A 26110-nucleotide genomic window follows, 5' to 3' on the forward strand; every position below is an offset into this window, starting at 1 on the left:
TCAGGCAACCGCCACTCATTGTTGTGAGGGTGACTTCCACCCACCCCGGACCTTCGACCTGATCCGCGGGACATTGCCCATCTGTTGAGACGTTCTGGCTCAGGAATGAGGATTCTCGGCCTGCGCCGAGGCCTCAGCGGCGCGAACCCGGGACTCCAGTCCCCGCGTCGCCGCCCGGAGCTCCTGCTCGGCGTCGACACCCGCGGACTGCGCCTCGGCGACCAGCGCCAGCATGCGCTCGCCCAGGCTCGCGGGATCCGGCGCCGTGTCCGCGCCCGCCGGGGCGCCCGGCGCCCGGCCACCGTGCCCGGAGCGCCGCGCGCGGGACACGACCTTCTGCGCGCGGGCCACAGCCCCCAGCGTCGCCGGGATGCCGTCCAGCACCGAGCCGCGCCGCTTCTCCTCGGCCTTGATCCGGTCCCACTGGACGTGCAGGTCCTCAAGGCTGCCGACCTCCGAGGCGTCGGCGAAGACGTGCGGGTGGCGCCGGACCAGCTTGGCGGTGATGCCGCGCGCGACGTCGTCGACGTCGAACGGGTCGTCCGGGTCCTCCTGCGCGATCCGCGCGTGGAAGACGACCTGCAGCAGCAGGTCGCCCAGCTCCTCGCGCATCCCGGCGCGGTCGCCCTGCTCGATGGCCTCGGCGACCTCGTGGGCCTCCTCGAGGGCATACGGCACGAGCGAGAGATGCGTCTGCTCGGCGTCCCACGGGCACCCGCCGGGCGAGCGCAGCCGGTCCATCACCTCGACCAGCTCGCGCAAGCCCGCTCCAGACTCCCCCGCGTCACGACCTGCCGGGGTCGGGCTCATCCGCCGGACGAGTCCCCGGCCGCCACGAGCCAGTCGCGGACGGGGGCGACGATCTCGTTGTCGCCCACCAGCTCGGCGTATCGGGGGCTGACCTCGATGTCCGCGTCGGCGACCTCCTCGGTGAGCTGCGTGAACGCCTCCTCGGCGTTCGGCAGCGTCTGGAGCGCGGTGATCTCCAGGGAGAACCGCGCCACCGCCCGGGAGCCCTTGCCGAACGTCGTGTCCGTCGAGCCGGACTGCTCGGCGAGCTGGGCGAGCAGCGCGTCGGCGTCCTCATCGGACACCGCGACGCCGTTCTCGGCCGCGACGCGGTCGACGGCGGGGGTCTGCACCAGCACGTTCAGCACCGTGAGCGGCGACGAGCCCTGGAGGAACGGCCCGATCTCGGCGACCGCGTCCTGGAGCTCGGCCGCGCTGATCTCCTCGCCATCCACGATGGCGGCGGCGCCGGGCTGGCCGCTGCACGCGGCGAGCAGGCCCGCGACGGCGAGCCCAGCGGCTGCCGCCACTGCTCGACGCGGCCTGACCGACCGGGAATTCTTCGCCGTCACTGTGGGGACCTCCTGCGTCGTCGCACCTGCGGATCGGCCCATCGTAGGCGCTGCGGGCGCCGCGGCCGTCCAGCTCATCGTCCCGCCGAGCCGGTGCCGACCTGCGCGGCCGCGGACACGTCGCCACTGATCACGGCGTCGATGAGCTGCCGCGCCCAGGCGAGCACCTCGCCGCCGTGCAGCGGGCGCCCGCCGATCCGCGCGGTCGTCGGGAACGGCACGAGGATGGTGCGCACCGCGGGCTTGAGCACAGTGCCCGGGTAGAGCCGCTTGAGCCGGAGCTGCGCCGACTCGGGCAGGTCGACGGGCGCGAACCGCACGAACTTGCCCTGCGCGGTGATGTCCGCGAGCCCCGCGGCGCGCGCGTGGGTGCGGAAGTCCGCCACCTCGAAGAGGTTGGCCACCGCGTCGGGCACCGGCCCGTAGCGGTCCACGAGCTCGGCGCGGACCTCCCCGAGCTGCGCGGAGTCGGTGGCCGAGGCGATCTTGCGGTACGCCTCGAGCCGCAGCCGCTCATGCGCGATGTAGTCGTGCGGGATGTGCGCGTCGACGGGCAGCTCGATGGTGACGTCCGGAGCCTCCTCCTCGGCCTCGCCCCGGTAGGACGCGACGGCCTCGCCGACCATGCGGATGTACAGGTCGAAGCCGACGCCCTCGATGTGCCCGGACTGCTCGCCGCCCAGCAGGTTCCCCGCGCCGCGGATCTCCAGGTCCTTCATGGCCACGGCCATGCCGGCGCCCAGGTCGGTGTTGGCCGCGATGGTCTGGAGCCGGTCGTGGGCGGTCTCGGTGAGCGGGCGCTCGGGCGGGTAGAGGAAGTAGGCGTAGGCCCGCTCCCGGCCACGGCCCACGCGCCCGCGGAGCTGGTGGAGCTGGGACAGGCCCAGCAGGTCCGCGCGCTCCAGGATCAGGGTGTTGGCGTTGGAGATGTCCAGGCCCGTCTCGACGATCGTGGTGCAGACCAGCACGTCGAACTTCTTCTCCCAGAAGTCGACGATCACCTGCTCGAGCTGGTTCTCGTTCATCTTGCCGTGGGCCACGGCGATGCGGGCCTCGGGCACGAGCTCGGCCAGCCGCGAGGCCGTCCGCTCGATCGAGTCGACCTTGTTGTGCACGTAGAAGACCTGGCCCTCGCGGAGCAGCTCGCGCCGGATCGCCGCGGAGATCTGCTTCTCCTCATACGGCCCGACGAAGGTCAGCACCGGGTGCCGCTCCTCGGGCGGGGTCGCCAGGGTGGACATCTCGCGGATGCCCGTCACGGCCATCTCGAGCGTGCGCGGGATCGGGGTCGCGCTCATCGCGAGCACGTCCACGTTGGTGCGCAGGGCCTTGAGGGTCTCCTTGTGCTCGACGCCGAAGCGCTGCTCCTCGTCGACGATCACCAGGCCGAGGTCCTTGAAGCGGACCTCGCCGGTGATGAGCCGGTGGGTGCCGATGACCACGTCCACGGAGCCGTCCCTGAGCCCCTCGACGACCGCCTTGCTCTCGGCGGCCGACTGGAACCGGGACAGCGCCTTGACCGTCACCGGGAACGGCGCGTACCGCTCCAGGAAGGTGTCGAGGTGCTGCTGCACCAGCAGGGTGGTCGGCACCAGCACGGCGACCTGCTTGCCGTCCTGCACGGCCTTGAACGCCGCGCGCACCGCGATCTCCGTCTTGCCGTAGCCGACGTCCCCGCAGACCAGCCGGTCCATCGGGACGGGCTTCTCCATGTCGGCCTTGACCTCGTCGATGGTGACGAGCTGGTCGGGGGTCTCGACGTACGCGAAAGCGTCCTCCAGCTCGCGCTGCCACGGGGTGTCGGGGCCGAACTGGTGCCCCGACGTCGCCATCCGCGCCGCGTAGAGGCGGATCAGCTCGGCGGCGATCTCCTTGACGGCCTTGCGCGCGCGGCTCTTGGTCTTGGCCCAGTCGCCGCCGCCCATCTTGCTCAGGCTCGGCGACTCGCCGCCCACGTACTTGGTCACCTGGTCGAGCTGGTCGGTGGGCACGAACAACCGGTCGCCCGGCTGGCCGCGCTTGCTCGCGGCGTACTCCACCACCATGTACTCGCGGGTCGCGGCACTGGCGCCGGAGCCGATGGTGCGCTGCACGAGCTCCACGAAGCGCCCGACGCCGTGCTGCTCATGCACCACGAAGTCGCCCGGCCGCAGCTGCAGCGGGTCGACGGTGTTGCGACGGCGGCTCGGCATCCGGCGCATGTCGCGGGTGGAGGAGCCGGCGCGGCCCGTCAGGTCGGACTCGGAGAGCACGGCCAGGCCGAGCCCCTCGAAGACGAACCCGGGGCCCACCGGGGCGGGCACGACGAGCACGACGCCGGGCTCGGCCTCCTCGGTGATCTGCGGCACCAGGCGCGCGGGCACGTCCGCGGCGCGGAGCTGCTCGGTCATGCGCTGGGCGGGGCCATGCCCCTCGGTGGCGAGCACGACGCGCCAGCCAGCCTGCTGGTGCTCGCGCAGATGCGCCACGGCTCGGGCCACGTCGCCCCGGTACCGCTCCACCTCGCGGGCGGCGACGACCAGCGTCTCCCCCGCGTCGGGGTCCACGAACGGCGTGCTGCCGGGCTCGGCGCCGCCAGTGGCGTCGACGTCGAGCGTGAACGGGCTGAGCGCCCACCAGCCGAGCCCGCGCACGGCCGCCAGGGCGCGCACCTCGGCGAACGTGGCGAACGACGCGGCGGACAGGTCGAGGGGCGTCTGGGCGCCCGCGGCCGCCGACGTCCACGCGGCGGCGAGGAACTCGTCAGTGGTGGCCGCCAGGTCGTGCGCGCGGCGGCGCACCCGCTCGGGGTCGGCGAGGACGAGCAGCGAGTCGTCGGGCACCAGGTCGAGCACGGGGACCATCTCGTCGACGAGCACCGGCGCGAGGGACTCCATGCCCTCGACGGCGATGCCGGACGCGAGCTTGTCGAGCATCTCCGCGGCGGCCGGGAGCTCGTCGACCAGCGACGCGGCGCGCTGCCGCACCTCGTCGGTCAGCAGGATCTCCCGGCAGGGCGGCGCCCACACGCCATGCGAGGCGACCTCGAGGCTGCGCTGGTCCGCCACCGAGAACCAACGGATCTCCTCGACGTCCTCGCCCCAGAACTCGATGCGCAGCGGGTGGTCCTCGGTGGGCGGGAACACGTCGAGGATGCCGCCGCGCACGGCGAACTCCCCGCGCTTCTCCACCATGTCCACGCGCTGGTAGGCCGCGGCGACGAGCCGGTCGGCGACATCGGCCAGGTCGACGCGGTCGCCCACGGCCAGTGAGACGGGCTCGAGCTCGCCGAGGCCCGCGACCACCGGCTGCAGCATCGCGCGGACCGGCATGACCAGCACGCGGATGGGCCCGGCGAGGCCCAGCTCGACGCTCGGGTGGGCCAGGCGGCGGAACACCGCGAGCCGCCGGGCGACGGTGTCGCTGCGCGGGGAGAGCCGCTCATGGGGCAGCGTCTCCCAGGCGGGCAGCACCGCGACGTCGTCGTCGGGCAAGTAGCAGCGCAGCGCGGCGGCCAGCTCGTCAGCCTCGCGCCCGGTGGCGGTGACCACCACGAGCGGACGGGGCCGAGCGGCCCGCGGGGCGTCGCCTGGCTGGTGCGCGCCCGCGAGCGCGGCGAGCAGCGGGGGCCGGATGCCGGCGGGGCCGACGATGTCCACCTCGCCGCGCGCGGGCGCCAGTTCGAGGGCTCGGGCGGCTGCGGGGTCGGCGAGGACGGCGGGCAGGATTCCGGTGAGGTCCATGGTTCCCTTCGGGCCTTGCCCGGGGCCCGTCCGCGGTGGCGGAGGGCGGCCGGGCGAGGGGCACGGCAGCACGAGAACCCCGGATCCGGGGGGACACGGGGTGCGGGCGTCATCTTACGTGCGCGGTCTGACGGCCGGGCTGCTCTGCCGAAGACTCGGACGTGGTGGGCGGTCGGGGCCCACTGGGTGAAAAAACATCACGATTCGGATAGATCGGACACCGAAGGCCGCGCGAGCGCTACCGTGACCTACGCCCGCTTCGCCCCTTTCGCCCCGCTTTGGACGCCGCCCGCCCACGGAGCTCGACTCAGCAAGGTGACCGATGGACCTGCCGCCCCGCCTCCGTGTGGCCCAGCGCATGGAGGGCGCCCCCGAACTCGCCCCGGTGGGAGCCTGACGTGTATGTGACGCTCCGCGACCGCCCCGCACGGGCGCCCCTCGGGCCGGCGGCGCGGGCCTCTGCCGGCCGTGGGCGCGTGCCCTCCGTGGTGGTGACCCTCGGCGTGGTCAGCCTGCTCACCGACATCTCCTCCGAGGCTGTGGCCGCGGTGCTGCCCATCTACCTCACCGCCGCCCTGGGCCTGTCGACGATCGCCTACGGGATCGTCGACGGCCTGCTGCAGGGCATGAGCGCCCTCGTGCGCGTCGGCGGCGGCTGGGCCGCGGATCGCGGCGACCGGCCCAAGTGGGTCGCGCTCACCGGCTACGGGCTCTCCGCCCTCACCCGCGGCGGGCTGCTCCTCGCCACCGGCTTCGCCGCCGTGACGGCGCTGGTCGCCGTGGACCGCGTCGGCAAGGGCATCCGCACCGCCCCGCGCGACGCCATGATCTCGGCGGCGGCCGACCCCGACCACGTGGCGCGGGCGTTCGGCGTGCACCGCATGCTCGACACCATCGGCGCCGCGCTCGGGCCGCTGCTGGCCTTCCTCATCCTGTGGGCCGTGCCCGACGGGTACCGCTCGGTCTTCGTCCTCTCCCTCGGCTGCGCGGTGCTGGGCGTGGCGGTGCTGGGGCTGCTGGCGCCGGACGCGCGCCCGCGGCGGGACCGCGAGCGGGCCGCCGCGGCTGCGGCCGCTGACGGGACCGGCTCTGGCAGGACGGGCGCTGGCGAGACCGGCGCTGGCGGGGCCACCGCCGTCGCGTCGCGTCCTGTGACGGCGCCCGTGGTGCTGCGCCACCTCGCCGACCCCCGGCTGCGCCGCCTGCTGCTCGTCGCAGGGGCGCTCGGCCTGCTGACCGTCGGCGACGGCTTCGTGTACCTCGCGCTGCAGACCAGGGACGGCTTCGCGACGACGTGGTTCCCCCTGCTGTACGTGGGGTCGAACATCGTCTACCTGCTCCTGGCCATCCCCGTCGGCCGGCTCGCGGACCGGGCAGGCCGGGGCCGGGTGCTCGTCGCGGGGCACGTGGCGCTCGTCGGCGCCTACCTGTGCGCGGGGCTGCAGACCGGGTGGGCTGGCGCCACCGTCGCGGCCCTGGTGCTGATCGGCGTCTTCTACGCCGCGACCGACGGTGTGCTCGCGGCCATCGCCGGGCGGCTCGTCGACCCGGACGCGCGCGCCACCGCCATCGCCTCGGCGCAGACGGTGGTCGCCGTGGCCCGGATGCTCGCCTCGATCGGCTTCGGGCTGCTGTGGCACACCGTGGGCCGGGGCCCGGCGATGCTCGCCATCGCCGGGCTGCTCGTGGCGGTGCTGCCGGTGTGCTGGTGGGCGCTGCGCCCCGTCGACCGCGCGCCGTCCGACGTCGCCCTCCCGCTGGGGCGCTCATGAGGCGCCCGGGGGCCCGAGTGGCCATCATCGCCGCGCTCGGCGTCGTCGTGGCCGGCGGGGTCGTCACGCACATCGCGATGCAGCGCGGCGCCGCGCAGGCCCGCACCGCCGCCGCGCCGGCAGTCGCGCAGGCCGACTTGGCCCAGGTGCGACAGGGCCCGCACATCGTGTTCCGCAGCACCGCGCCGGGCGACGAGTACGGGCTCGTGGCCGCCGTCCCCCTCGATGCGCCTGACGGGCCGCGCGCCTTCACCGACGTCGCCTGCGACCGGGTCGACGCGACGTCCGACGCCGCGTCCTGCCTGCGCACCCTGCGCGGCGTCGTCACCCGCTACGAGGCGCGCCTGCTCGACGCGGAGTGGCAGACGGTGCAGACGTGGCCGCTGCCGGGGCTGCCGAGCCGCACCCGCCTGTCCGCCGACGCGACACTGCTGTCCAGCACGTCCTTCGTCACTGGGCACTCCTACGCCTCCGTCGGCTTCTCCACCGAGACCGTCGTGCACCGGGCGGACGGCTCGAGCTTCGGGAACCTCGAGGAGTTCGCCCTGACGGTGGGCGGCGAGCCGTTCACCGCGCTCGACCGCAACATCTGGGGCGTCACGTTCGTCGACGACGACGCCTTCTACGCGACGGCCGCGTCCGCGTCGGCGGGCGCCACCTGGCTGGTGCGGGGCAGCCTGTCCGCGCGCACGCTCGAGGCGCTGCGCGAGAACGTCGAGTGCCCGTCGCTCTCCCCCGACGGGACGCGCGTGGCCTTCAAACGGGATGTCGGCGAGGGGGGCACGCCCTACTGGGCGATCGCGGTGCTCGACCTGGCGACGGACGCCGAGACGGTGCTCGCCGAGGAGCGCGACGTGGACGACCAGGTCGAGTGGCTGGACGACGACACCCTGCTGTACGGCATGCCCCGCGACGACGACGTGGGCGTCACCGACGTGTGGGCGATCCCCGCGCGGCCCGACGCCGCGGCGCGCGTGCTGATCCCGCAGGCCTGGTCCCCCGCCGTCGTCCAAGACGGCTGACCCGGGTGGGCTCCGAGCACCACCCGATCCGGCGGCGACACGAGAGGACCAACATGACGCAGGCACCGAGCAGCACGGAGCGGGCACAGTCCGGCGACGGGCCACAGACCCTCACCGCAGAGGACGCGACGTCGGGGGGCGCCGCGCAGGGGGCGGCGCCCCGCGACCGCGCCTCTGCGATGACGGCCGCACGGCGGGCGCGCGTGGACGACCTGGTCGCGCTCGCCGTGCGCGGCTTGCCGGCAGCCGCGACCCCTCGCGCCGCGGGGCTCTTCGCGCAGACCGTCCGCGCGGTGCGCGGCGACGCGGGGGTCACGCTGCGGGCCGAGGGGTCGAACCTGCGGTACGCCGCGATCGTCGCGCTCGGCCTCGCCCGGCTGCCCGAGGCGGCGCAACGGGCCGCCCACGGCAGCCTCACCGCCGCGGAGCTCGCGGCGCAGGTCGTCGAGCGCGCCGCCACGCACCCCGACCCCGGGGCCGTCGCCCTGGCCGCGTGGGCGGGCGCCGAGGCCGGTGGCGTGTGGCCCACCGACGGGCTGGGCCGCCTGGTCGAACGCCTGCGCGGCCTGCTCGACGGCGCCCCGCTGCCCACCGTGGACACCGCCTGGATGCTCACCGCCGCGCTCGCCGTGGAGCGCCACGGGCCCGATCCGGTCGCCGCCGCCGTCCGCGTCGCGGCCCGTGGGCGCCTGCTCGCCGCGCAGGGGCCGCAGGGACTGTTCCCGCACGCGTTGCCCGCCGAGTCGCTGGGCCGGCTCCGAGCGCACGTCGGCTGCTTCGCGGACCAGGTGTACCCCATCCAGGCCCTGGCCCGGCTCGCGGCCGCGATGCCGGACGAGGAGGCGCTCGCCGCGGCGAACCGCTGCGCCGCGCGGATCTGCGCGCTGCAGGGCGACGCCGGCCAATGGTGGTGGCACTACGACGCGCGCGCCGGCGACGTCGTCGAGGGGTACCCCGTGTACAGCGTCCACCAGCACGCCATGGGCCCGATGGCACTGCTCGACCTGCGCGAGGCCGGCGGCGACGACCACCTGGACGCGGTGGAGCGCGGCCTCGACTGGCTCGACGCGCACCCCGAGGTGCTCGAGGACCTGGTCTCGGAGCGCCACGCGCTCGTCTGGCGCAAGGTCGGGCGCCGCGAGCCCGCGAAGGCCATGCGCAAGATCGCCGCCGCCACCACAGCCTTCGCCCCGCGGCTGCGGCTGCCCGGCCTCGCGCGGCTGATGCCGCCGTCGGTCGTGGACCACGAGTGCCGGCCCTACGAGCTGGGCTGGCTCGTCTACGCCTGGCGCACTCCCGACCCCGCCACCCCGAGCCCGGAGCAGAGATGACCACGCCGGAGACCTCCGTCCGCACGCCCGTCGAGCACGACAACCCCCTCGACAAGGCCCTCGACAGCTCCTTCGACCGGGCGCCCGCCGGGCCCCGCCGCCTGCTGTTCGGCCTGCGGCTCGACGGCCTGACCCTCGCCGAGGTGGCGCAGCGCTGCGGCGACGCGATGCGCGAGCGCGAGCGGCTGCTGATCGGTGTGGTCAACGCCGCGAAGGTCGTGAACCTGCGGCGCGACCCGCTGCTGCGCGAGTCGCTGCTCGAGGCGGACGTGCTGCTGGCCGACGGCCAGTCGGTGGTGTGGGCGAGCCGGCTGTTGCGCCGCGGGCTGCCCGAGCGCGTCGCCGGCATCGACCTGTTCGAGCAGCTGCTCGCCCTGGGCGACCGCGAGGGCCGGGGCGTGTACCTGCTCGGCGCCCGGTCCGAGGTGCTGCGCGAGCTCGTGACCCGCATCGAGGCCCGGTTCCCCGGGCTGCGCGTGGTGGGCAGCCGGGACGGCTACTTCTCGGCCGCCGAGTCCGGGGCCGTCGCCGCGGAGATCGCCGCGAGCGGCGCCGACATGCTCTTCCTGGGCATGACCTCCCCGCACAAAGAGGTCTTCCTGGCCACGCACGGCCCGAGCCTCGGGGTCTCGGTGCTGCACGGCGTCGGCGGGTCCTTCGACGTGCTCGCCGGGCGCACCCGCCGGGCGCCCCGCGCCTGGCAGCGGCTCGGCCTGGAGTGGGCGTACCGCCTGGTCCAGGAGCCGCGCCGGCTGTGGAAGCGGTACCTGGTCACCAACACGAGGTTCGTGGCGCTCGTCGCGCGCGAGCTCGTCCGGCCGTCGGCGCCACTGCGCCACACGGCTCCCGCACTCGAACGCAGGGGGAACGATGTCCACGGATGAGCAGTTCAGCGGCCGGGTGGCCGTGATCGGGCTGGGCTACATCGGCTTGCCCACAGCCGTCGCGCTCGCGACCCGCGGGCTCGACGTGGTGGGCGTGGACGTCAACGAGGACACGGTCAAGGCCGTGGCGCACGGCCAGGTCCCGTTCGTCGAGCCCGACCTGGCTGTCGCGGTGAGCGGCGCGGTGGGCATCGGGCGGCTCACGGCCACCACCGAAACCCCCGTCGCTGACGCGTTCATCATCGCGGTGCCGACCCCGTTCCTCCCCGACCGCACCGCCGACCTGTCCTACGTGCGGGCCGCCGTCGAGCAGATCGCACCCCGGCTGCGCGGCGGGGAGCTCGTGGTGCTGGAGTCCACCTCCCCGCCCGGCACCACCGAGCTGGTCAGCCGGTGGCTCGCGGAGCTGCGCCCCGACCTGCGGCTGCCGCATGAGGGCGAGGGCGTGCCCGACGTGCACGTGGCGCACTGCCCGGAGCGGGTGCTGCCCGGCCGGATCATGATCGAGATGATCACCAACGACCGGGTGGTCGGCGGCATCACCCCGCGCTGCGCGGCCCGCGCCGAGTCGCTCTACCGGGTCTTCGCGCAGGGCGCGATCCTGCGGACGGACGCGGCGAGCGCCGAGATGGCCAAGCTCGTGGAGAACGCGTACCGCGACGTGAACATCGCCTTCGCCAACGAGCTGTCCCTGGTGAGCGAGCACCTGCGCCTGGACGTGTGGGAGGTCATCCGGCTGGCCAACCACCACCCGCGGGTGAACATCCTGTCCCCCGGGCCCGGCGTGGGCGGGCACTGCATCGCCGTGGACCCGTGGTTCATCGTGGGCGCCGCCCCGCACCTGACCCCCCTGATCCGCGCCGCCCGGGAGGTCAACGACGGCAAGCCGCAGCATGTGGCGGCCCAGGTGGTCGCGAAGACCGCCCGGTTCCGCGACCCGACGGTGGTGTGCCTGGGCCTGGCCTTCAAGGCCAATGTCGACGACCTGCGCGAGAGCCCGGCGGTGGACGTCGTCGCGGCCATCGCGGACGCCCTGCCCGATCTGGACCTGCGGGTCGTGGAGCCGTACGCCGAGACGCTGCCGCGCGAGCTCGCCCACCGCGAGCGCGTGCGCCTGCAATCCGCCGGCGAGGCGATCGACGACGCCGACATCGTGGTGCTGCTCGTCGACCACGACCAGTTCCGCTCGATGAGCCGATCGCGGCTCGAGGGCAAGGTCGTCTACGACACGCGCGGCGTCTGGCGCTGACCGGGCGGGCGGCCCACCGGCCGCCCGCCCGCTCGCCAACCCGCCCGCCTGCCCGCTCAGGCGAGCTCGGCCGCCAGGTCGCGCGCCGGGGCCGGCGTGAAGTCCGTGGGGCGCGGCCCGAGGCCGAACAGGTGCTCGATGGCGCCGACCACCCGGCGCGCGGCCTGGCCGTCGCCGTAGGGGTTCACGGCATGCGCCATCTGCGCGTGCGCGTCCGGGTCGACGAGCAGCCGGGTGACCTCCTCGACCACGACGTCCTCGTCGGTGCCGACCAGCCGGACCGTCCCGGCGAGCACCGCCTCCGGCCGCTCGGTGGTCTCGCGCAGCACCAGCACCGGCTTGCCGAGACTGGGCGCCTCCTCCTGCACGCCCCCCGAGTCCGTGACGACGAGCGTCGAGGCCGCCATCAGCCGCGCCATGTCCGAGTAGCCCAGGGGCTCGGTGACGAGCACGTTCGCCAGGCCCCGCACCGGCGGCAGCAGCACCTCGCGCACCGCCGGGTTGAGGTGCGCGGGCAGCACGTACAGCACGTCGGGAAAGGCCCTGGCCAGACGCGCGAGCGCCCGCCCGGTGCGCGCCATCGGCTCGCCCCACGACTCCCGCCGGTGGCTGGTGACGAGCACGACGCGCTCGGCGCCCTCGACGCGGCGCAGCGCCGGGTCCTGCAACGGGAGGTCCCGGGAGACCACGTCCAGCAGCGCGTCGATCACGGTGTTCCCGGTGACGACCACCTCGGCGGGGTCGATGCCCTCCGCGAGCAGGTTCTCCCGCGAGGTGGGCGTCGGGGCCAGGTGCAGCGTGGTCAGCGCGGACGTCAGGCGCCGGTTGAGCTCCTCGGGGAACGGGTCGTAGCGCGCCCCGGTGCGCAGCCCGGCCTCGACGTGGGCGACGGGCGCCTGCGCGTAGGAGGCGGCGAGGGCGGCCGCGAAACTCGTGGTCGTGTCCCCTTGCACCACCACGAGGTCGGGCTGCTCGGCGTCCAGCACCCGCACGAGCCCCTGCAGCGATCGGGTGGTGACGCCGGTGAGGTCCTGCCGCTCGCGCAGGATGTCCAGGTCATGGGCCGGGGTGATGCCGAACAGGCTGTTGACCTGGTCGAGCATCGCCCGGTGCTGCCCGGTCACGACCACCACGGGCCGCAGCCCCGCGGAGGCCGCCAGCCCCGCGACGACCGGCGCCAGCTTGATGGCCTCGGGGCGTGTGCCGTAGACGACGAGGACGGTGCGCATCAGGAGGCCTCCATCAGGTCGGCGCGGGGCCGGGCGCCGAGGCGCTTGTCGGCGGTGAGGACTGCGGCGAGGGTGAGCAGGAGCCCCAGGGCCAGCGCGACGGCGGTGGCCCGGGTGGACCGGGCGCCGATGTGGTGGACCACCGGGACGCGCGGCGCCTGGTCGATGACGATCCGGCTGGCAGGCTCGACGCCCGCCTCGTCCTGGAGCTCGGCCAGGGCCTGCTCGATCCGCTCCAGCAGGGCGGTGGCCCGCTGCTGGACCTCCGCGGCGGTGGGCCCGACGACCTGCACGTCGAGCACCGGCCGCTCGAAGTTCTCGGCCCATTGGCCGCCGGAGTTCGGCAGCCGCACGGCCTGCCCCTCGCGGACGCCCAGCCCCACCAGGCTCGTGCCGGACGACGCGAGCTGGGTGACGTCCGCGCCGTCGTCGACCCGGTGCGAGACGATCCCGGCCGTGGCGATGATGCTCTGCGAGGTGACCTCGAGGGTGTTCGGGTAGCGGGCGCTCGCGGGCGCGAGGAAGACCACGTCCACCTGCGTCCAGTACGACCCCGGCGCCCGGCCCACCGCCGCGCAGGCCAGTGCGGTGGCGAGCAGCCCGACCACCACCACCCACCAGCGCCGGCGCGCGGCCAGCAGCACCCCCATGACAGTCATGGCACCCCCTAGGCCTGCCATCCTGCCAGGCATATGGGGACATAATGGGCCGTAAGGGTCACGTTTGTGGGTGAAGAGTGCGAGTGCGGCGCCCATGGCACGTATGCGGCTTTTGCCCGATCTATGCTGCGAAGGCCGCGCTGGGCGACGACCCTCAGGAACGGGTGGACGATGAACCTCAAGGAGCTCGGCGGCGCGCTCACGCGCCGCTGGTACCTCACCCTCGCCGGGGCGGTCCTGGCCGCTGCCCTGTGCGTGCTGGCCTACGTGCTGGTGCCCCCGACGTACGAGTCCGGGGGCGACGTCGTGCTCCTGCCGCCGCAGACCACCGTCGGCGAGGGCGGCAACCCCTACCTCTTCCTCGGCGACCTCGACCAGGCGGTGGACATCCTCACGCGCTCGCTGATGTCGGGCGAGACCGTCGCCGACGTCGAGGACGAGGTGCCGGGCGCCGAGTTCGAGGTGCTCCCCGACTGGACCACGAGCGGCCCGATCCTGGTCATCACCGGCCGGGCGAGCACCGCGAGCGGCGCCGAGGCCGCGCGCGACGCCGTCCTAGACCGGCTGCCCGCCACGCTGCTCGCCTTGCAGGACACGCTGCAGGTCCCCGCCGACGCCCAGATCGAGTCGATGGTGCTCACCCAGGACCTCGAGCCCGAGGCGGTGGCCACTGCGCGGATGCGCGCCGTCACGGCCGCCGGCGCCCTGGGGCTCGTGGGCGCGGCGCTCGCCATCGGCCTGCTCGACGCCCTCCTGGCCCGCGATCGCCGCGCGGCCCGGCCCCGTGCGGCGGCGGCGGCCAAGGAAGCAGAGCCCATGCCCGACGACGCCCAGACAGCCCTCCGCCCTGCCGCCAGCCGCACCGCAGCCACCCGCGCCGTCGCCGCCCGCACGGCGGTGAGCAGCCCCCCGCGCGCCTTGCCGCGCGCCTCCCCGGCGATCCACCGACGGGGCCTGCCGCGCACGCCCCTCGCGCCGTCGACGCTGGGCGATGGCGTCGGGCTGCTCAGCGCCTACGTGCTGCTCCTCATCGCGATCCCCTCGCGCCTGGTGCTGGCCCCGCTGGGCGGCGCGGGAACCCCGTCGCTGCTGCTCGGCTGCGGCTGCGCGTTGTGGTGGGTGTGGCACCGGTTGAACCGCTCCGAGCCCGAGCCGGCGCCGCCCGCGCCGGTGCGCCGCACCGTGCTGCTGTTCGGCGCCGCGGTGCTGGCCAGCTACGTCAACGCGATGGCCCGCCCGATCGTCTCCGAGGAGGTCGGCACCGCCGACCTGGGCCTCGTGGCGCTGCTGGGCTGGACGGGTGTGGCGCTCCTCGCGCATGACGGGATCGCGAACCGCGACCGGCTCACGACGCTGCTCTCCCGGCTCGCGGTGGCGGGTGGCGCGCTGGCCCTGGTCGGGATCCTGCAGTTCGCGACCAAGGAGTCGTGGGTGGATCGGATCGACATCCCCGGCCTGACAGCCAACGCCACGCTCGCCAACGTGTACGACAGGGACGGCTTCGCGCGCCCGGCCGGCACGGCCATCCATCCCATCGAGTTCGGCGTGGCCGTGACGATGCTGCTGCCGTTCGCGCTGCACCGCGCCTTCCACTCGACCAGCCTCGGGGCCCTGCGACGCTGGTGGCCGCTGCTCGCGCTGGCGCTGGCCATCCCGCTGTCGATCTCCCGGTCGGCGCTGATCGGGGCGGTCACGGTCCTCGCGGTGATGATCCCGGCGTGGCCGCCCGTGCGGCGGCGCCTCGCCCTGCTGTTCGTCGCGGCGATCAGCGCCGTGGTGTTCATCGGCATCCCGGGCATGGTCGGGACGCTGACCGGCATGTTCACCGGCATCGGGGCCGACAGCAGCGCCCGGTCCCGCACCGACGGCTACTCGGTGGCGCTCGAGTTCGTGGCGCGCGGTCCCGTGTTCGGGCGGGGATTCTCGACGTTCCTGCCGTCGTACCGGATCCTCGACAACCAGTACCTGCTGCTGCTGATCGAGATCGGCGTCGTGGGGCTGGCCGCGATGCTCGCGATGCTCGGCGCGGCGTGGACCGCGGCCCGCCGGGCCCGCCGGGCGTCCACGATCGAGGCCGACCGCCATCTGGCCCAGGCCGTGGCCGCGTCGGTGGCCGCGGGCGCCGTGAGCCTCGCCCTGTTCGACGCGTTCTCGTTCCCGATGGTGGCGGGCCTGCTGTTCCTCGCGGTGGGCATCGCGGGAGCGGTGGGGCGCATCGCCTGGACCGAGGGGGTCGCCACCCGGCAGGCCCGGTGCTAGCGTCCCAGCGGTCAGGCGCCGGAAATGCCCGGTGCGCCGGAAGACCACCCGACCGATGATCGGGGAGCTCTCACCCATGACGCCGACCTCCGCCCACCGCGCGCCTCGCGCAGCCCATCGCGGCCCGCGCCGTTCCGGGCTCCGCCGCGCCCGGCAGTCCGCCCAGGGCGCCGCGCTCGCGCTCGCGCTGCTCGTCACGGTGATGGGCGCCGAGCCCGGCGCGAGCGCGCACCCCGGCGCCCACGGCCCGCACAGCCCGCCCGGCGCCGTCGCCGCATCCGACGAGGAGCGCGCCGATGCGGCGCCCGGCCGCACCCCCTGGGAACAGCACACCCCCACCCCCTCCCTCGTCCCCGCGGACGCCACCGGGGAGGCGGGGCCCACCGCGACTCCCGACGGGGTGCTGAGTGCCGACCCTGCCAGCACGTCCGTGCCGGGGGACGCTGCCCCCGAGGGCGGGGCCGTCGCGGGCTCGACAGCGGCTGGCGCCCCGCAGGCGGGCGGCGCCGCGCGGCAGGCCAACGGCTGCGCCGCCCAGCCGAGCGCCTGCGGATACCCGGACGCCAGCACCACGGGGGTGCCCGCCGGGACGGTGCTGCGCGCGGTGCCCCAGGAGCTCACCTCCGGGCCGGGCTGGCACTACGACGAGCGCGGCTGGATCGTGGTCGACGGCGACGGCGCGGTGCTCGAGGGGATCACCACGACCGCCACCGTCGAGGTCACCGGGCGGGGCGCCGTGGTGCGCGCCTCGCAGATCGTCGTCGCCGGCGAGGCGAACGGGGTCGCGCTGCGCCACGCGCAGGACGTCACCATCGAGGACTGCGAGATCTCCGGGCCGACGGGCAGCGGGCCGCAACGCCTACTGGTGGGCATCAAGGACGTCTACGGCGACGCCACGGGCGCCGTGATCCGGCGCAACGACATCTGGCACACGTCGACGGGCGTGCAGATCGACTCCGGGCTCATCGAGGGCAACTACATCCACGACCTGGGGCTCGCGAGCGGCGACCACCTCAACGGCACCACCAGCGGCGGCGGGACCGCGCAGCTGACCATCCGCGGCAACACGATCCTCAACCCGCATCCCCAGACGGACGCGGTGAGCCTGTTCCAGGACTTCGGGCCGCAGGCGAACCGGCTCATCGAGGGCAACCTGCTGGCCGGGGGCGGGTACACGCTCTACGCGGGCGCGAACAGCGGGAAGGAGTCGACGGCCACGAACATCAGCGTGATCGGCAACCGCTTCGCGCGCTCGTACTACGCGCAGGCCGGCTCCTACGGCCCCGTCACCGCGTACACCTCGGGTGGCGGCAACAAGTGGAGCGGGAACGTGTGGGACGACGACGGGTCGACGATCCCGACGCCACACGGCTGAGCGGGCGCTGCTCGCGGGAGCCCCGGGCGTCAGCGCGGCACGAGCGCCGGGGGGCAGCCGAGCTCGGCGGGCCTGCGGCCGGGGCGCAGCAGCGCGGCCAGCGACGCGCGCGACTCCTGGTGCCCGCGGGCGAGCCAGCTCAGCTCGCTGGCCACGACGAGGGCGTAGTAGACGGCGCTGGCGGGCCGGCGGTGGCGGCGCGCGTACAGGCGCACCCGGTTGACGATCTGCATGGCGTGGGTGCGCGGCGTGCGCCCCGACCCGCCACCGGCGTGCATCACCTCGGCATGCGGCGTGTAGACGGTGCGCCAGCCCGCGTCGGCGGCCCGCAGGCACAGGTCCGTCTCCTCGGAGTAGAGGAAGAACGACTCGTCCCAGCCGCCCAGCGCGTCGTGGCAGGTGCGATCGACGAGCAGGACCGCGCCGAGGGCCCAGTCCACCGGGTGCTCGACGACATAGGCGCGCGGGTCGGTGATGTGCTCGCTGACGGCCGCCCACCCGGTGAAGCCCAGCCCCGTGGCGCGGCCGAGCGTCGGCGCCCGGCGCAGCGACCAGGCCAGCCGCCCCTGCTCGTCCACGACGCGCGGGGCGACGATCCCGGCGCCGGTGCGCTTCAGGGCCTCGACCATCAGCTCCACCGCATGGGGCGCCAGGCGCGCGTCGGGGTTGAGCACGAGGACCAGCCCGGCGCCCGGCACGGCGTCCGCGCCGGCGTTGATGCCCGCCGCGTAGCCCCGGTTCGCCTGCGACACCACGAGGCAGTCGGCCCGGGCCCGGGCGAGATCTGCGGTGCCGTCGGTGGAGCCGTTGTCCACGACGACGACCTCGGCCACGACGGAGCCGAGGGCGGCGGGCAGGCTGTCCAGCAGCGGATCGAGGTCGAGCGCGCTGTTGTGCGTCACGACGACCACGACGACCTCGGGGGTGCTGATCACGCGCGCCATCCTAGGGGTGAAGATCGGTCCTTTTCGTCTCAAAGCAGACATTCGACGCTATCGTCGACGTGTGACCCGCATCCTCCTCGTGGCTCCGACCTGCGACGGCACCGACGTGGGCGAGGCATGGGTCGCCCACCAGTGGGCCTCGCGGCTCGGACGACGCCATGACGTCACGCTGCTCACGTCCCATAAGCGCGACCGGCCCCCGGCGGCGCCCCAGCTCCCCGGCGTCCGCGTCATCGAATGGCCCGATCCGCCCGGGCTCGGCCGCGCCGAGCGGCTCAACAGCCTGCTGAAGCCCGGCTACGCGGCGTTCCACGTGCGCGCCCGCCGCTGGGCGCGCGCCGCCCTGGCCCGCGGGGAGCGCTTCGACGTGGCCCACCAGCCGGCGCCCGTGGCCACGCGGTACCCGTCCCCGCTGGCCGGCCTCGGCATCCCCTGGCTGCTGGGCCCCGTGGGCGGCGGCCTCACCGACCCGCCGGGCTTCCCCGCCGACGACACCGCCCCCTGGTACGTGGGCCTGCGAGCCGTCGACGGGTGGCGGCTCGCCCACGACCCGTGGCTGCGCCGCACCTACCGCGACGCCTCGATCGTGCTCGGCATCGCCCCCTACGTCGCCGAGCACCTGGCCGACGCGCCCGTGCGCGAGCTCGTGACGCTCAGCGAGACGGCGCTGCCCGAGCTCCCGGACCTCGAGCCGCGCATCCCGCATGACGGACCGCTGCGGCTGCTGCATGTCGGCAGGCTGGTGCGCACCAAGGGCGCCCGGGACGTGGTGCGGGCCCTCAGCCTGCTCCCCCGGGGCCGCGCACGGCTCGACGTGGTGGGCGACGGCCCGGACCGCGAGGCCTGCGAGGCGTTGGCCCGCGAGCTCGGCGTCGCGCCGCACGTCACCTTCCACGGCCGCCAGGACCGCGCCGCCGTCGAGGCCCACTACCGGGCCGCTGACGTGTTCGTCTTCCCCAGCTACCGCGAGCCCGGCGGCAACGTGGTGCTCGAGGCGATGGGCCACGGGCTGCCAGTGGTCGTGGCCGACAGGGGCGGGCCCGCGAGCGCCGTCGACGACGCGTGCGCGATCCGGCTGCCCGTCACGACGCCCGACGCGCTCGCCGCCGGCCTCGCCGCCGCGATCGAGCGCCTCGCCGCCGACCCGGCCCTGCGCGCCGAGATGGGCCAGGCGGCCCGCGGGCGGATGGAGCGGGTGGGGTTGTGGGAGGCCAAGATCGACGAGGCCGAGCGGCTGTACGCGCGGGTCATCCGCGACGCCGCGGTGGGCGGGGGCGCTGGCACTGGCGCTGGCACTGGCGCTGATCGGCGTGCCGTCGTCCGGCGACGGTCGGGCTCATGACGACGCGTTCGGCGGACGGCCCTGGGCCGATGGCCGGCGTGGTGGTGCCGGCCCACAACGAGGAGCGCACGATCACGCGGTTGCTCACCGCGCTGACCGCCGACCCCGGCATCCCGCTCGAGGTCGTGGTGGTGTGCAACGGCTGCTCCGACCGCACCGCCGACGTCGCACGCCGCATGGCCCTGCCGGCCGGCGCGCGCTCGACGGTCACGGTGGTGGAGCTGGCCGAGGCGGGCAAGGCGGGCGCGCTGCTCCGGGGCGACGAGGCCACCGCCGCCTACCCCCGCGTGTACGTGGACGCCGACGTGGAGATCACCGCCGCCTCGGTCGCCGCCCTCGCCGCAGCCCTCGACGGAGGCCCCGACGGCGCGTCGGCGGCGGCGCCCTCCGGCGGCCGCCTGGCCGGCGGCCACCTGGCCGCCGGGCCTGAGCGCCAGGTGCCGCGGGACGGCGTGGGCTGGCCGGTGCGGTGGTATTACGACGTGTGGGAGCGGCTGCCGCAGGTCCGCGACGGGCTGTTCGGACGCGGGGTCGTGGCCGTGTCGGCCGAGGGCCATGCCCGGCTGCGCGGGCTGCCGTCGATGCTGTCCGACGACCTGGTGATGTCGGAGGCGTTCACCCCCGCCGAGCGCGTCGTCGCCCCCGGCGCCGTCGTCGTGGTGCGGCCCCCGCGCACGCTGCGTGACCTGCTGCGTCGCCGGGTGCGGGTGGCGACGGGCAACGCGCAGGCGGACGGCGCCGGGCTGCGGGGCTCGTCGGCCGCCACCTCCCCGGGCACGCTGGCCCGCCTGGTGCGGGAGCGCCCGTCGTCGGCGCCCCAGGTCGGGCTCTTCGTGGCGGTGGCGCTCGTCGCCCGCACCCGTGCGCGGCGCGCGGTGCGGCGCGGCGACTTCAGGACGTGGCTGCGGGACGAGAGCTCGCGGGTCCCGGCCCCGCTGCCTCCGGGGTGAGGCTCGCTCGGGCGGCCGGGGCGGCGCCCCCACGCTCCTCAGCGGCGTCGCGGGCGGCGCGCGGCGCGCTCTCGACTGCGGTCCCGTAGACGGCGTCCTCGATGATCCGCACCACCCCCCGCTGCGCGGGCCCCCAGCCCTGCCGTGCGCTGGCGGCCAGCACCGAGCGCGGCTCGGGGAAGGCGATGGCACGCTCCAGGCCGGCGGCCAGGCCGCCCGGGGTCGGCGGCGCCCACACCACATGCGGGTTCACCAGGTCGGCGCGCGCGTCCGGGTGGTCGTTGACCACGGGGACCAGCCCGGCGGCCAGCATCTCCTCCGCGACGAGGGAGATGTTCGTGAAGGACAGCGCGAAGCCCGCAGAGCAGCGCCGGTACAGCGCGGCCAGCTCGGTGGGGGTGAGCCGCCCGTGCCACGTCACGGGGAAGGTGACGTCGGTGAACCGCTCGCCGTAGGCGTGGATCTCCTGCTCGGGGTGGCGGGCGTGGAACTGCTCGAGGGCGAGCCGGGCGAGCAGGTAGCCGCGGCGGCCGACGCCCGGCTTGGCGTAGAGCACGACGCCGGTTCGGGCGTCGTCCGCTGCCGCCCCGGCTGCCGGTGACGCGGGATCCAGCGCGTAGGTGTCGGTGTCGCAGCCGAACGGGACCACGTCCACGTCCACCCCCACCTCGCGGGCGAGCGTGCTGGCGACCATCTCCCCCAGCGCGATCATCCGCAGGCCGAGCCGGTAGCTGTCCTCGGCGAGCGCGTACCGCGACCCGCGCGGGAAGAAGTACGGCTCGAAGTCCTGCACGAAGTACAGCCGGCGCATCGGCATCGTGCCCCGCGACGCCAGCACATGCGCCGTGGGCCAGGACGTGGCCACACACGCGTCGACGCCGACGATGCCGCCGTCCGCGCTGAGGACTTGCGCCTGCACCCCCGGCCAGCCCGCGCGCACGACAGCCGCCTGCTCGCGCACGTCGCCGCCGTGCCGGTCATAGAGGAACACCGTGCAGGTGTGCCCCGCGGCCTCGAGCCCCTCGATCATCCGGAACATCGTGGTGTGGCCGCCGGAGCCCAGCGACGGCGGCGTGCACAGCCACCCGATGTGCAGCGAGCGCGCGCGGCGCGGGCGCACCGGCGGCGACGCCAGCCGCACCCGGGTGGAGTCCGCGACGTCGCCGGCCAGCAGCGGGAGTTCCGGCGCCTGCGCGTCCAAGCGCGCGGCGAGCCGCCGGACCCCGCGCCGGAACAGCTCGCGGACCCCGTGCCGTCGGGCGAACCGGATCACGCCTCGTGCCGAGATGCTCATCTCGTCCTCCTGCCTGCGTGCGGATGGCACGCCGTCGCGGCGCTCACAGGTCGCGCAGCGCCTTGTCGAGCACCTCGACGACGCGGTCCTGCTGGGCCGGCTCCAGGTGCGGGTGCAGCGGCAGCGAGAGGATCTCCCCCGCCGCCGCCTCGGCCACCGGGAAGTCCCCGCGTCCGTGGCCTAGCGGCGCCAGCGCGCCTGTGAGGTGCAGCGGCACGGGGTAGTGCACCCCGGCGCCGATGCCCGCCGCGTGCAGCGCCGCGAGCACGCGGTCGCGCTCCGGCACGCGCACCACGTACAGGTGCCACACGTCGAGGTTCCCCGGGGCCGACGTGGGGGCCGCCACGTGGTCGACGTCCGCCAGCAGCTCGCCGTACCGCTGCGCGGCTGCCCGGCGCTTCTCGTTCCACAGCTCCAGGCGCCGCAGCTTCGCGGAGAGCACCACGGCTTGGATCGTGTCGAGCCGCGAGTTGAAGCCGACGGCGTCATGCCGGTACTTCACGGCGCTGCCGTGCGCTCCGAGCAGGCGGACACGCTGCGCGATGTCGGGGTCGTTCGTGGTGACCGCCCCCGCGTCGCCCGCGGCGCCCAGGTTCTTGCCCGGGTAGAAGCTGGTGGCGGCCACCGCCCCGAGCGCCCCGGCGGACGCCCCGTGTCGCCTGGCCCCCTGCGCCTGGGCCGCGTCCTCGACGATGACGGCGCCGACGGCGGCGGCCAACGGGGCGAGCAACTCGACGGGAGCCGTCTGGCCGAACAGGTGCACGGGCACGATCGCCGCGGTGCGGTCGGTCACGGCGGCGGCGGCCCGCGCCGGGTCGAGCAGCAGGTGCACGGGGTCGACATCAGCGAGCACCGGTGTCGCGCCAGCGCGCAGCACGGCCTCCGCGGTGGCGATGAACGTGTTGGCGGGCAGCACCACCTCGTCCCGGGGCCCGACGCCGACGGCGCGCAGCGCGAGCTCGAGCGCGTCGGTGCCGTTCGCGACGCCCACGCAGCCCGACACCCCGAGGTACCGCGCGTACTCGGCCTCGAAGGCGGCCACCTGCGGCCCGCCCACGAAGGCGGTGGACTCGAAGACGGCGCGCAGCGCGGGGGCCACCTCCGCGTCGATCTCGCGTTGCTGGGCCCCGAGGTCCACCAGGGGGATGCTCATGCCACGACCTCCTCGACGTTGCTGCCCGGGGACGCGTCTGGCCCTCGGGTCGTGCGGGCCTGCGCGTCGCGCCGACCGGGATCGGCGCCGGGTTGCGGTGGCTCGTCGGCGCGACCGGCAGCCCGGGCGCGGCGCGGCAGTGTCGTCCACCACGGCGCCGTGAGGCCCACGTGGACGGCCAGCCCTGCCAGGCCGCCGAGCACAGCGGCCAGCAGCGGCGACTCGACCAGGCCGGCAGTCCAGGCCGCGGCGAGGCCGCAGGCGACGCTGCCTGCGAGCGCGGGAGCCACGGCCCGGACGAGTGGGGACACCGGCGTCGCCACCGCACGGCGCAGCACCAGCACATACAGCGGCACGACGACCGCCACCGCGACCACGGCGTGCGCGAGCCCGGCGCCCGCCAGGCCCCACCGCGCCACACCGAGCGCCATCGCGGGCGCCAGGGCGGCGCACCAGGCGACCTGCACCCAGAACAGCCCGACCGTCCGGCCCGCCCCCACGCTCAGATCCGCGAACACCTCGGCCAGCACGCGCGCCGCGGCGAACACCGCCAGCCCGAGCATCGCCGCGGCAGCCCCCGACCACGGGCCGCCGTACACCCCGGTGACCAGCGGCTGCGCGAGGGCGGCCAGCAGCGCGCACACCGGGAACGACACGAGCGCGATGCCCTCGACCACGAGCGGGATCGCCGGCGCCAGGCGGCCCGCCGTGAACAGCCGCCCGAACGTCGGCACGGCCACGGTGCGGATGATCGCGGTGAACACGCTGCTGGGCAGGCTCGCCAGGTTGAACGCCAACAAGTACAGCCCCAGCTCGACGGCGCCGAGGGTGCGGCCGATCACGACGTAGTCGATGTTCAGCGTCGCGAAGACGACGAGGTTCGCGGCGGCGAGCGGCAGGCCCATCCGCAGCACGTCCCGCGCCACCCGGCGGTCGAAGCCCGGCCGGTGGCGCGTCGGGCTGACGATCAGGTACCCGGCCGTCGCCACGAGCTGCCCGCCGACGCGCGACCACGCGAGCGCGTACGCGCCCCAGCCGGCCTGGGCCATCGGGATCACCAACGCCAGGCTCACGATGATGTTCGCGAGGTCCACGAGGATGCGCCGGCGCTGATGGAAGTCCCGCCAGATCAGCGCCGTGGACACCGACGAGACGCCGGTGAGCAGCACCGTGAGGGCGAGCACCTGGATCACGGGCGCTGCCGCGGGGTCGCCCAGCACGCCGGCCAACCACGGTGCGCCCAGCACCATCGCGGCGGTGAGCCCCGCGCTGTTCGCCAGGGAGATCGTCCAGACGGTGGGCGCGAGCTCGGCGGGGTCGCGGTCGCCGCGGGCCAGCGAGGCGGTGACGCCCAGCTCGGCGGCGTTCAGCGCGATGGTCTGCACGACGATCGCGATGGCCAGCACCCCGAAGTGCTCCGGGGCGACAAGCCGCGCGACGATGATCGTCGAGACGAAGGTCAGCACCCGCGACGCGGCCACGTTGGCCGCGCCCCACAGCGCGCCGCTGCGCACCCGGGGGGCGAGCCCGGCATCGGCGGCAGGGGGTGCTGTCACGAGATGCCCACGATCCGCCAGACCTTCCAGCGGATGCGGTCGGCGGCGTCGCGGGCCAGGCGCATGAGCCCTTGCGCGCGGGTGGGCCCGCGGCCGGCGACGGCGTGCGCGAGCGTGCGCCGCACCGCGCGGGAGCGACGCCATCCCGCGCTGGCGGGCCACGCCTCCTCGGCGAAGTCCGCGAGCTGGGCGGCCGTGGCGGGATCTGCGCCGGCGTCGAGGTCGCGGGCCGCGAGCACCAGGGCCTCGCGCGCGAGGGCGCGCCGGGCCCGCCGCCACCGCACGGGCGCGCTGGGCAACAGGGCGCGAGTCTGCGGCTGGTCGAGGACGGCGAACGCCGCGAGCCGGTGCCGCAGGTCGACGAGCATGGTGGCGAAGACCGTGAGGTGCATGTTGGCCTCGTGCACCCGGTAGTGGGCGTGGACGGGCCCGTTGACGCGCCCGACGTCCCAGCGCGCCGCGGTGCGCAGCCAGTACTCGAGGTCCGCCGAGTGCGGCAGCGCCGGGTTGTAATCGCCGACCTCGCGCAATGCCGCCGTCCGCATCACCACCTCGGGCGAGAGGATGAAGCAGCGGCCACGGCGGCTCGCCCACGCGATCCAGTCGGCGCCGGCCCACAGCGTCCACGAGATCGGGCGCCACCCGGGACGCGGCGGAGTCGGCGCCGAGAAGGACTCCGGCAGGCCGTACACGAGCCCCACCGACGGTTCCGCCTCCATCAGGTCGGTGGCCCGCGCGAGCGCGCCTGGCGCCAGCAGGTCGTCGGCGGAGAGCAGCACCACGTATGTCCCCCGCGCGAGGGCGAAGCCGTCGTTGTACGTCGCGATGTGCCCGCGGTTGGCCTCGTGGGCCAGCACTGTGACGCGCTTGTCCGCCTCCGCGAGCGCGCGTGCCACCTGCAGCGAGTCGTCGGTGGACGCGTCGTCGACGATCACGACATCGGCGCGCACCCGCTCCTGGGTCAGCACGCTCGCCACGACCTGCGGCAGGTAGCGGCCGTAGTTGTAGCAGGGCACCACCACGGTGACGGTGGGCTCGGCTGTCGCGCGGCGGGGTCGGAGCGGCCTCATGCCCCGCCTCCACGGCCGTCCGACGCCGCCACGCCGGCCGGCTCAGTCGGCGCGTCCAGGCCGCCCGACTCGTCGGGCAGGGCCAGGTTGGTCGGCGCGGCCAGGTCCACGAGCAGTGCCGCCTGCGCGAGACCGGCGTCCGCGAGCCCGGCGTCCTCAAGCTCCGGGATGGTGACACTGGCGGCGCGGTGCCGCCCCGCGGACGCCGCGCCCAACGGCCGGGCCGGGACACCGACCCAGGTCTCGCCGTCCGGCAGGTCCCGCAGCAGCGCCCCGCCCATCCCGAGGACCGCGCCCACGCCCACGCGCACCCCCTGCCGCACCGACGCGTTCATCCCGACGTAGGCGGCGCGCCCCACCACGACCCCGCCGCCGAGGGTGGCCCCCGCGCACAGCGTCGCGAAGTCCTCGACCACCACGTCGTGGGTGAGGGTGGCCTGCGGCATGGCCACGACGTGCGCGCCCACGGTGACCGAGGCGGTCAGCACGACCCCCGCGAGCATGATCGCGCCGGGCCCGACCACGCAGCCCGCCGGCACCTCGACGCCGGGATGGATCGCCCGGGCCCAGCGCGCCTCCCCGACACCGGCCTCGGCGAGCCGCGCCACGAGCGCCGCGCGCGCGGAGCCCTGCCCCGCGCAGACCAGGACGCGCACGTCGGGCAGCGTCGCGATGTGCGCGACGCCGCCGAGCACGGGCGCCCCGTCCACCGAGGCGCCGCGCAACGCGGGCGAGTCGTCGAGGAAGCCGGCCACGTCCTCGCCAGCCGCGCGCAGCAGCGCCAGGACCTCGCGGCCCAGCCCGCCGGCCGCGACGAGGACGATCGGCGACGCCGCGGCGCCCGCGCCCGACGCCACCTGCCGCGGAGCCTCCTCACGCGGTCTCTCCTCACGCGGAGCCTCCCCACGCGGAGCAGACGCGCGCGGAGCGGACCCGCG

20 protein-coding genes are annotated in these 26110 nt (G+C 75.3%); 9 read left to right on the forward strand and 11 right to left on the reverse strand.

Annotation, left to right across the window (positions count from 1 at the left end; translation table 11 throughout):
• Positions 1-99: 99 nt before the first annotated feature.
• The 3 genes from QUV83_RS00355 to mfd form a co-directional block, all read right to left on the reverse strand.
• Positions 100-810 (reverse strand): MazG family protein, encoded by a 711-nt coding sequence (locus tag QUV83_RS00355; protein WP_289561598.1) that lies wholly within the window; start codon positions 808-810, stop codon positions 100-102.
• Entirely contained in the window at positions 807-1319 is a 513-nt protein-coding gene (locus QUV83_RS00360) for a hypothetical protein (protein WP_289561599.1), read from the reverse strand. The genes QUV83_RS00355 and QUV83_RS00360 overlap by 4 nt, the downstream gene beginning before the upstream one ends.
• A 116-nt stretch (positions 1320-1435) precedes the next feature.
• Positions 1436-5083 carry a transcription-repair coupling factor gene (mfd, locus tag QUV83_RS00365; protein WP_289561600.1) on the reverse strand — a complete coding sequence of 1216 codons (3648 nt, stop codon included), beginning with the start codon at positions 5081-5083 and terminating at the stop codon, positions 1436-1438.
• A 398-nt stretch (positions 5084-5481) separates the two neighbouring features.
• On the opposite strand from mfd, the gene QUV83_RS00370 reads away from it, so the two are divergent.
• The 5 genes from QUV83_RS00370 to wecC are packed head-to-tail and all read left to right on the forward strand — an operon-like array spanning position 5482 to position 11341.
• Positions 5482-6855, forward strand: coding sequence for an MFS transporter (locus tag QUV83_RS00370; protein ID WP_289561601.1), 1374 nt, complete (start codon positions 5482-5484; stop codon positions 6853-6855).
• Positions 6852-7877: a hypothetical protein gene (locus QUV83_RS00375; RefSeq protein ID WP_289561602.1), complete on the forward strand. Its 1026-nt coding sequence runs from the start codon at positions 6852-6854 to the stop codon at positions 7875-7877. The genes QUV83_RS00370 and QUV83_RS00375 overlap by 4 nt, the downstream gene beginning before the upstream one ends.
• Before the next feature lie 53 nt (positions 7878-7930).
• Entirely contained in the window at positions 7931-9208 is a 1278-nt protein-coding gene (locus QUV83_RS00380) for a hypothetical protein (RefSeq protein ID WP_289561603.1), read from the forward strand.
• Entirely contained in the window at positions 9205-10092 is an 888-nt protein-coding gene (locus tag QUV83_RS00385; RefSeq protein WP_289561604.1) for a WecB/TagA/CpsF family glycosyltransferase, read from the forward strand. Before QUV83_RS00380 ends, QUV83_RS00385 begins: the two co-directional genes overlap by 4 nt.
• Positions 10079-11341, forward strand: a complete 1263-nt coding sequence (gene wecC, locus QUV83_RS00390) for a UDP-N-acetyl-D-mannosamine dehydrogenase (protein ID WP_289561605.1) — start codon at positions 10079-10081, stop codon at positions 11339-11341. Before QUV83_RS00385 ends, wecC begins: the two co-directional genes overlap by 14 nt.
• Positions 11342-11397: 56 nt before the next feature.
• On the opposite strand, the gene wecB is transcribed toward wecC, so the two are convergent.
• On the reverse strand, positions 11398-12570 hold the full coding sequence (gene wecB, locus QUV83_RS00395; RefSeq protein ID WP_289561606.1) for a non-hydrolyzing UDP-N-acetylglucosamine 2-epimerase: 1173 nt from the start codon (positions 12568-12570) through the stop codon (positions 11398-11400).
• Positions 12570-13229, reverse strand: coding sequence for a hypothetical protein (locus tag QUV83_RS00400; protein WP_289561607.1), 660 nt, complete (start codon positions 13227-13229; stop codon positions 12570-12572). The genes wecB and QUV83_RS00400 overlap by 1 nt, the downstream gene beginning before the upstream one ends.
• Positions 13230-13400: 171 nt before the next feature.
• Between QUV83_RS00400 and QUV83_RS00405 the strand changes: the two genes are divergently transcribed.
• Positions 13401-15488: an O-antigen ligase family protein gene (locus QUV83_RS00405; protein ID WP_289561608.1), complete on the forward strand. Its 2088-nt coding sequence runs from the start codon at positions 13401-13403 to the stop codon at positions 15486-15488.
• A 76-nt stretch (positions 15489-15564) separates the two neighbouring features.
• Positions 15565-16863, forward strand: a complete 1299-nt coding sequence (locus tag QUV83_RS00410; protein ID WP_289561609.1) for a right-handed parallel beta-helix repeat-containing protein — start codon at positions 15565-15567, stop codon at positions 16861-16863.
• A 29-nt stretch (positions 16864-16892) separates the two neighbouring features.
• Here QUV83_RS00410 and QUV83_RS00415 read toward each other — a convergent pair whose 3' ends face one another.
• Positions 16893-17798 carry a glycosyltransferase family 2 protein gene (locus QUV83_RS00415; RefSeq protein ID WP_289561610.1) on the reverse strand — a complete coding sequence of 302 codons (906 nt, stop codon included), beginning with the start codon at positions 17796-17798 and terminating at the stop codon, positions 16893-16895.
• Positions 17799-17868: 70 nt separating this feature from the next.
• On the opposite strand from QUV83_RS00415, the gene QUV83_RS00420 reads away from it, so the two are divergent.
• Together QUV83_RS00420 and QUV83_RS00425 are read left to right on the forward strand one after the other, a co-directional pair.
• Positions 17869-19149 carry a glycosyltransferase family 4 protein gene (locus tag QUV83_RS00420; protein WP_289561611.1) on the forward strand — a complete coding sequence of 427 codons (1281 nt, stop codon included), beginning with the start codon at positions 17869-17871 and terminating at the stop codon, positions 19147-19149.
• The gene (locus QUV83_RS00425; protein WP_289561612.1) at positions 19146-20099 is read left to right on the forward strand and encodes a glycosyltransferase family 2 protein; all 954 of its coding nucleotides are present in this window, start codon (positions 19146-19148) and stop codon (positions 20097-20099) included. The genes QUV83_RS00420 and QUV83_RS00425 overlap by 4 nt, the downstream gene beginning before the upstream one ends.
• On the opposite strand, the gene QUV83_RS00430 is transcribed toward QUV83_RS00425, so the two are convergent.
• The 5 genes from QUV83_RS00430 to QUV83_RS00450 are packed head-to-tail and all read right to left on the reverse strand — an operon-like array spanning position 20041 to position 26029.
• Positions 20041-21393, reverse strand: a complete 1353-nt coding sequence (locus QUV83_RS00430) for a rhamnosyltransferase WsaF family glycosyltransferase (RefSeq protein ID WP_289561613.1) — start codon at positions 21391-21393, stop codon at positions 20041-20043. The genes QUV83_RS00425 and QUV83_RS00430 overlap by 59 nt on opposite strands.
• Before the next feature lie 43 nt (positions 21394-21436).
• A complete protein-coding gene (locus QUV83_RS00435; RefSeq protein ID WP_289561614.1) occupies positions 21437-22546 on the reverse strand; it encodes a DegT/DnrJ/EryC1/StrS family aminotransferase in 1110 nt (369 codons plus the stop codon).
• Positions 22543-24102 (reverse strand): oligosaccharide flippase family protein, encoded by a 1560-nt coding sequence (locus tag QUV83_RS00440; RefSeq protein ID WP_289561615.1) that lies wholly within the window; start codon positions 24100-24102, stop codon positions 22543-22545. The genes QUV83_RS00435 and QUV83_RS00440 overlap by 4 nt, the downstream gene beginning before the upstream one ends.
• A complete protein-coding gene (locus QUV83_RS00445; RefSeq protein ID WP_289561616.1) occupies positions 24099-25172 on the reverse strand; it encodes a glycosyltransferase family 2 protein in 1074 nt (357 codons plus the stop codon). The genes QUV83_RS00440 and QUV83_RS00445 overlap by 4 nt, the downstream gene beginning before the upstream one ends.
• Positions 25169-26029: a NeuD/PglB/VioB family sugar acetyltransferase gene (locus tag QUV83_RS00450; RefSeq protein ID WP_354003910.1), complete on the reverse strand. Its 861-nt coding sequence runs from the start codon at positions 26027-26029 to the stop codon at positions 25169-25171. The genes QUV83_RS00445 and QUV83_RS00450 overlap by 4 nt, the downstream gene beginning before the upstream one ends.
• Between the last annotated feature and the right edge of the window lie 81 nt (positions 26030-26110).

Origin of the sequence: Cellulomonas cellasea (assembly GCF_030372105.1) — a bacterium.
GTDB classification, from domain to species: Bacteria; Actinomycetota; Actinomycetes; order Actinomycetales; family Cellulomonadaceae; genus Cellulomonas_A; species Cellulomonas_A cellasea_A.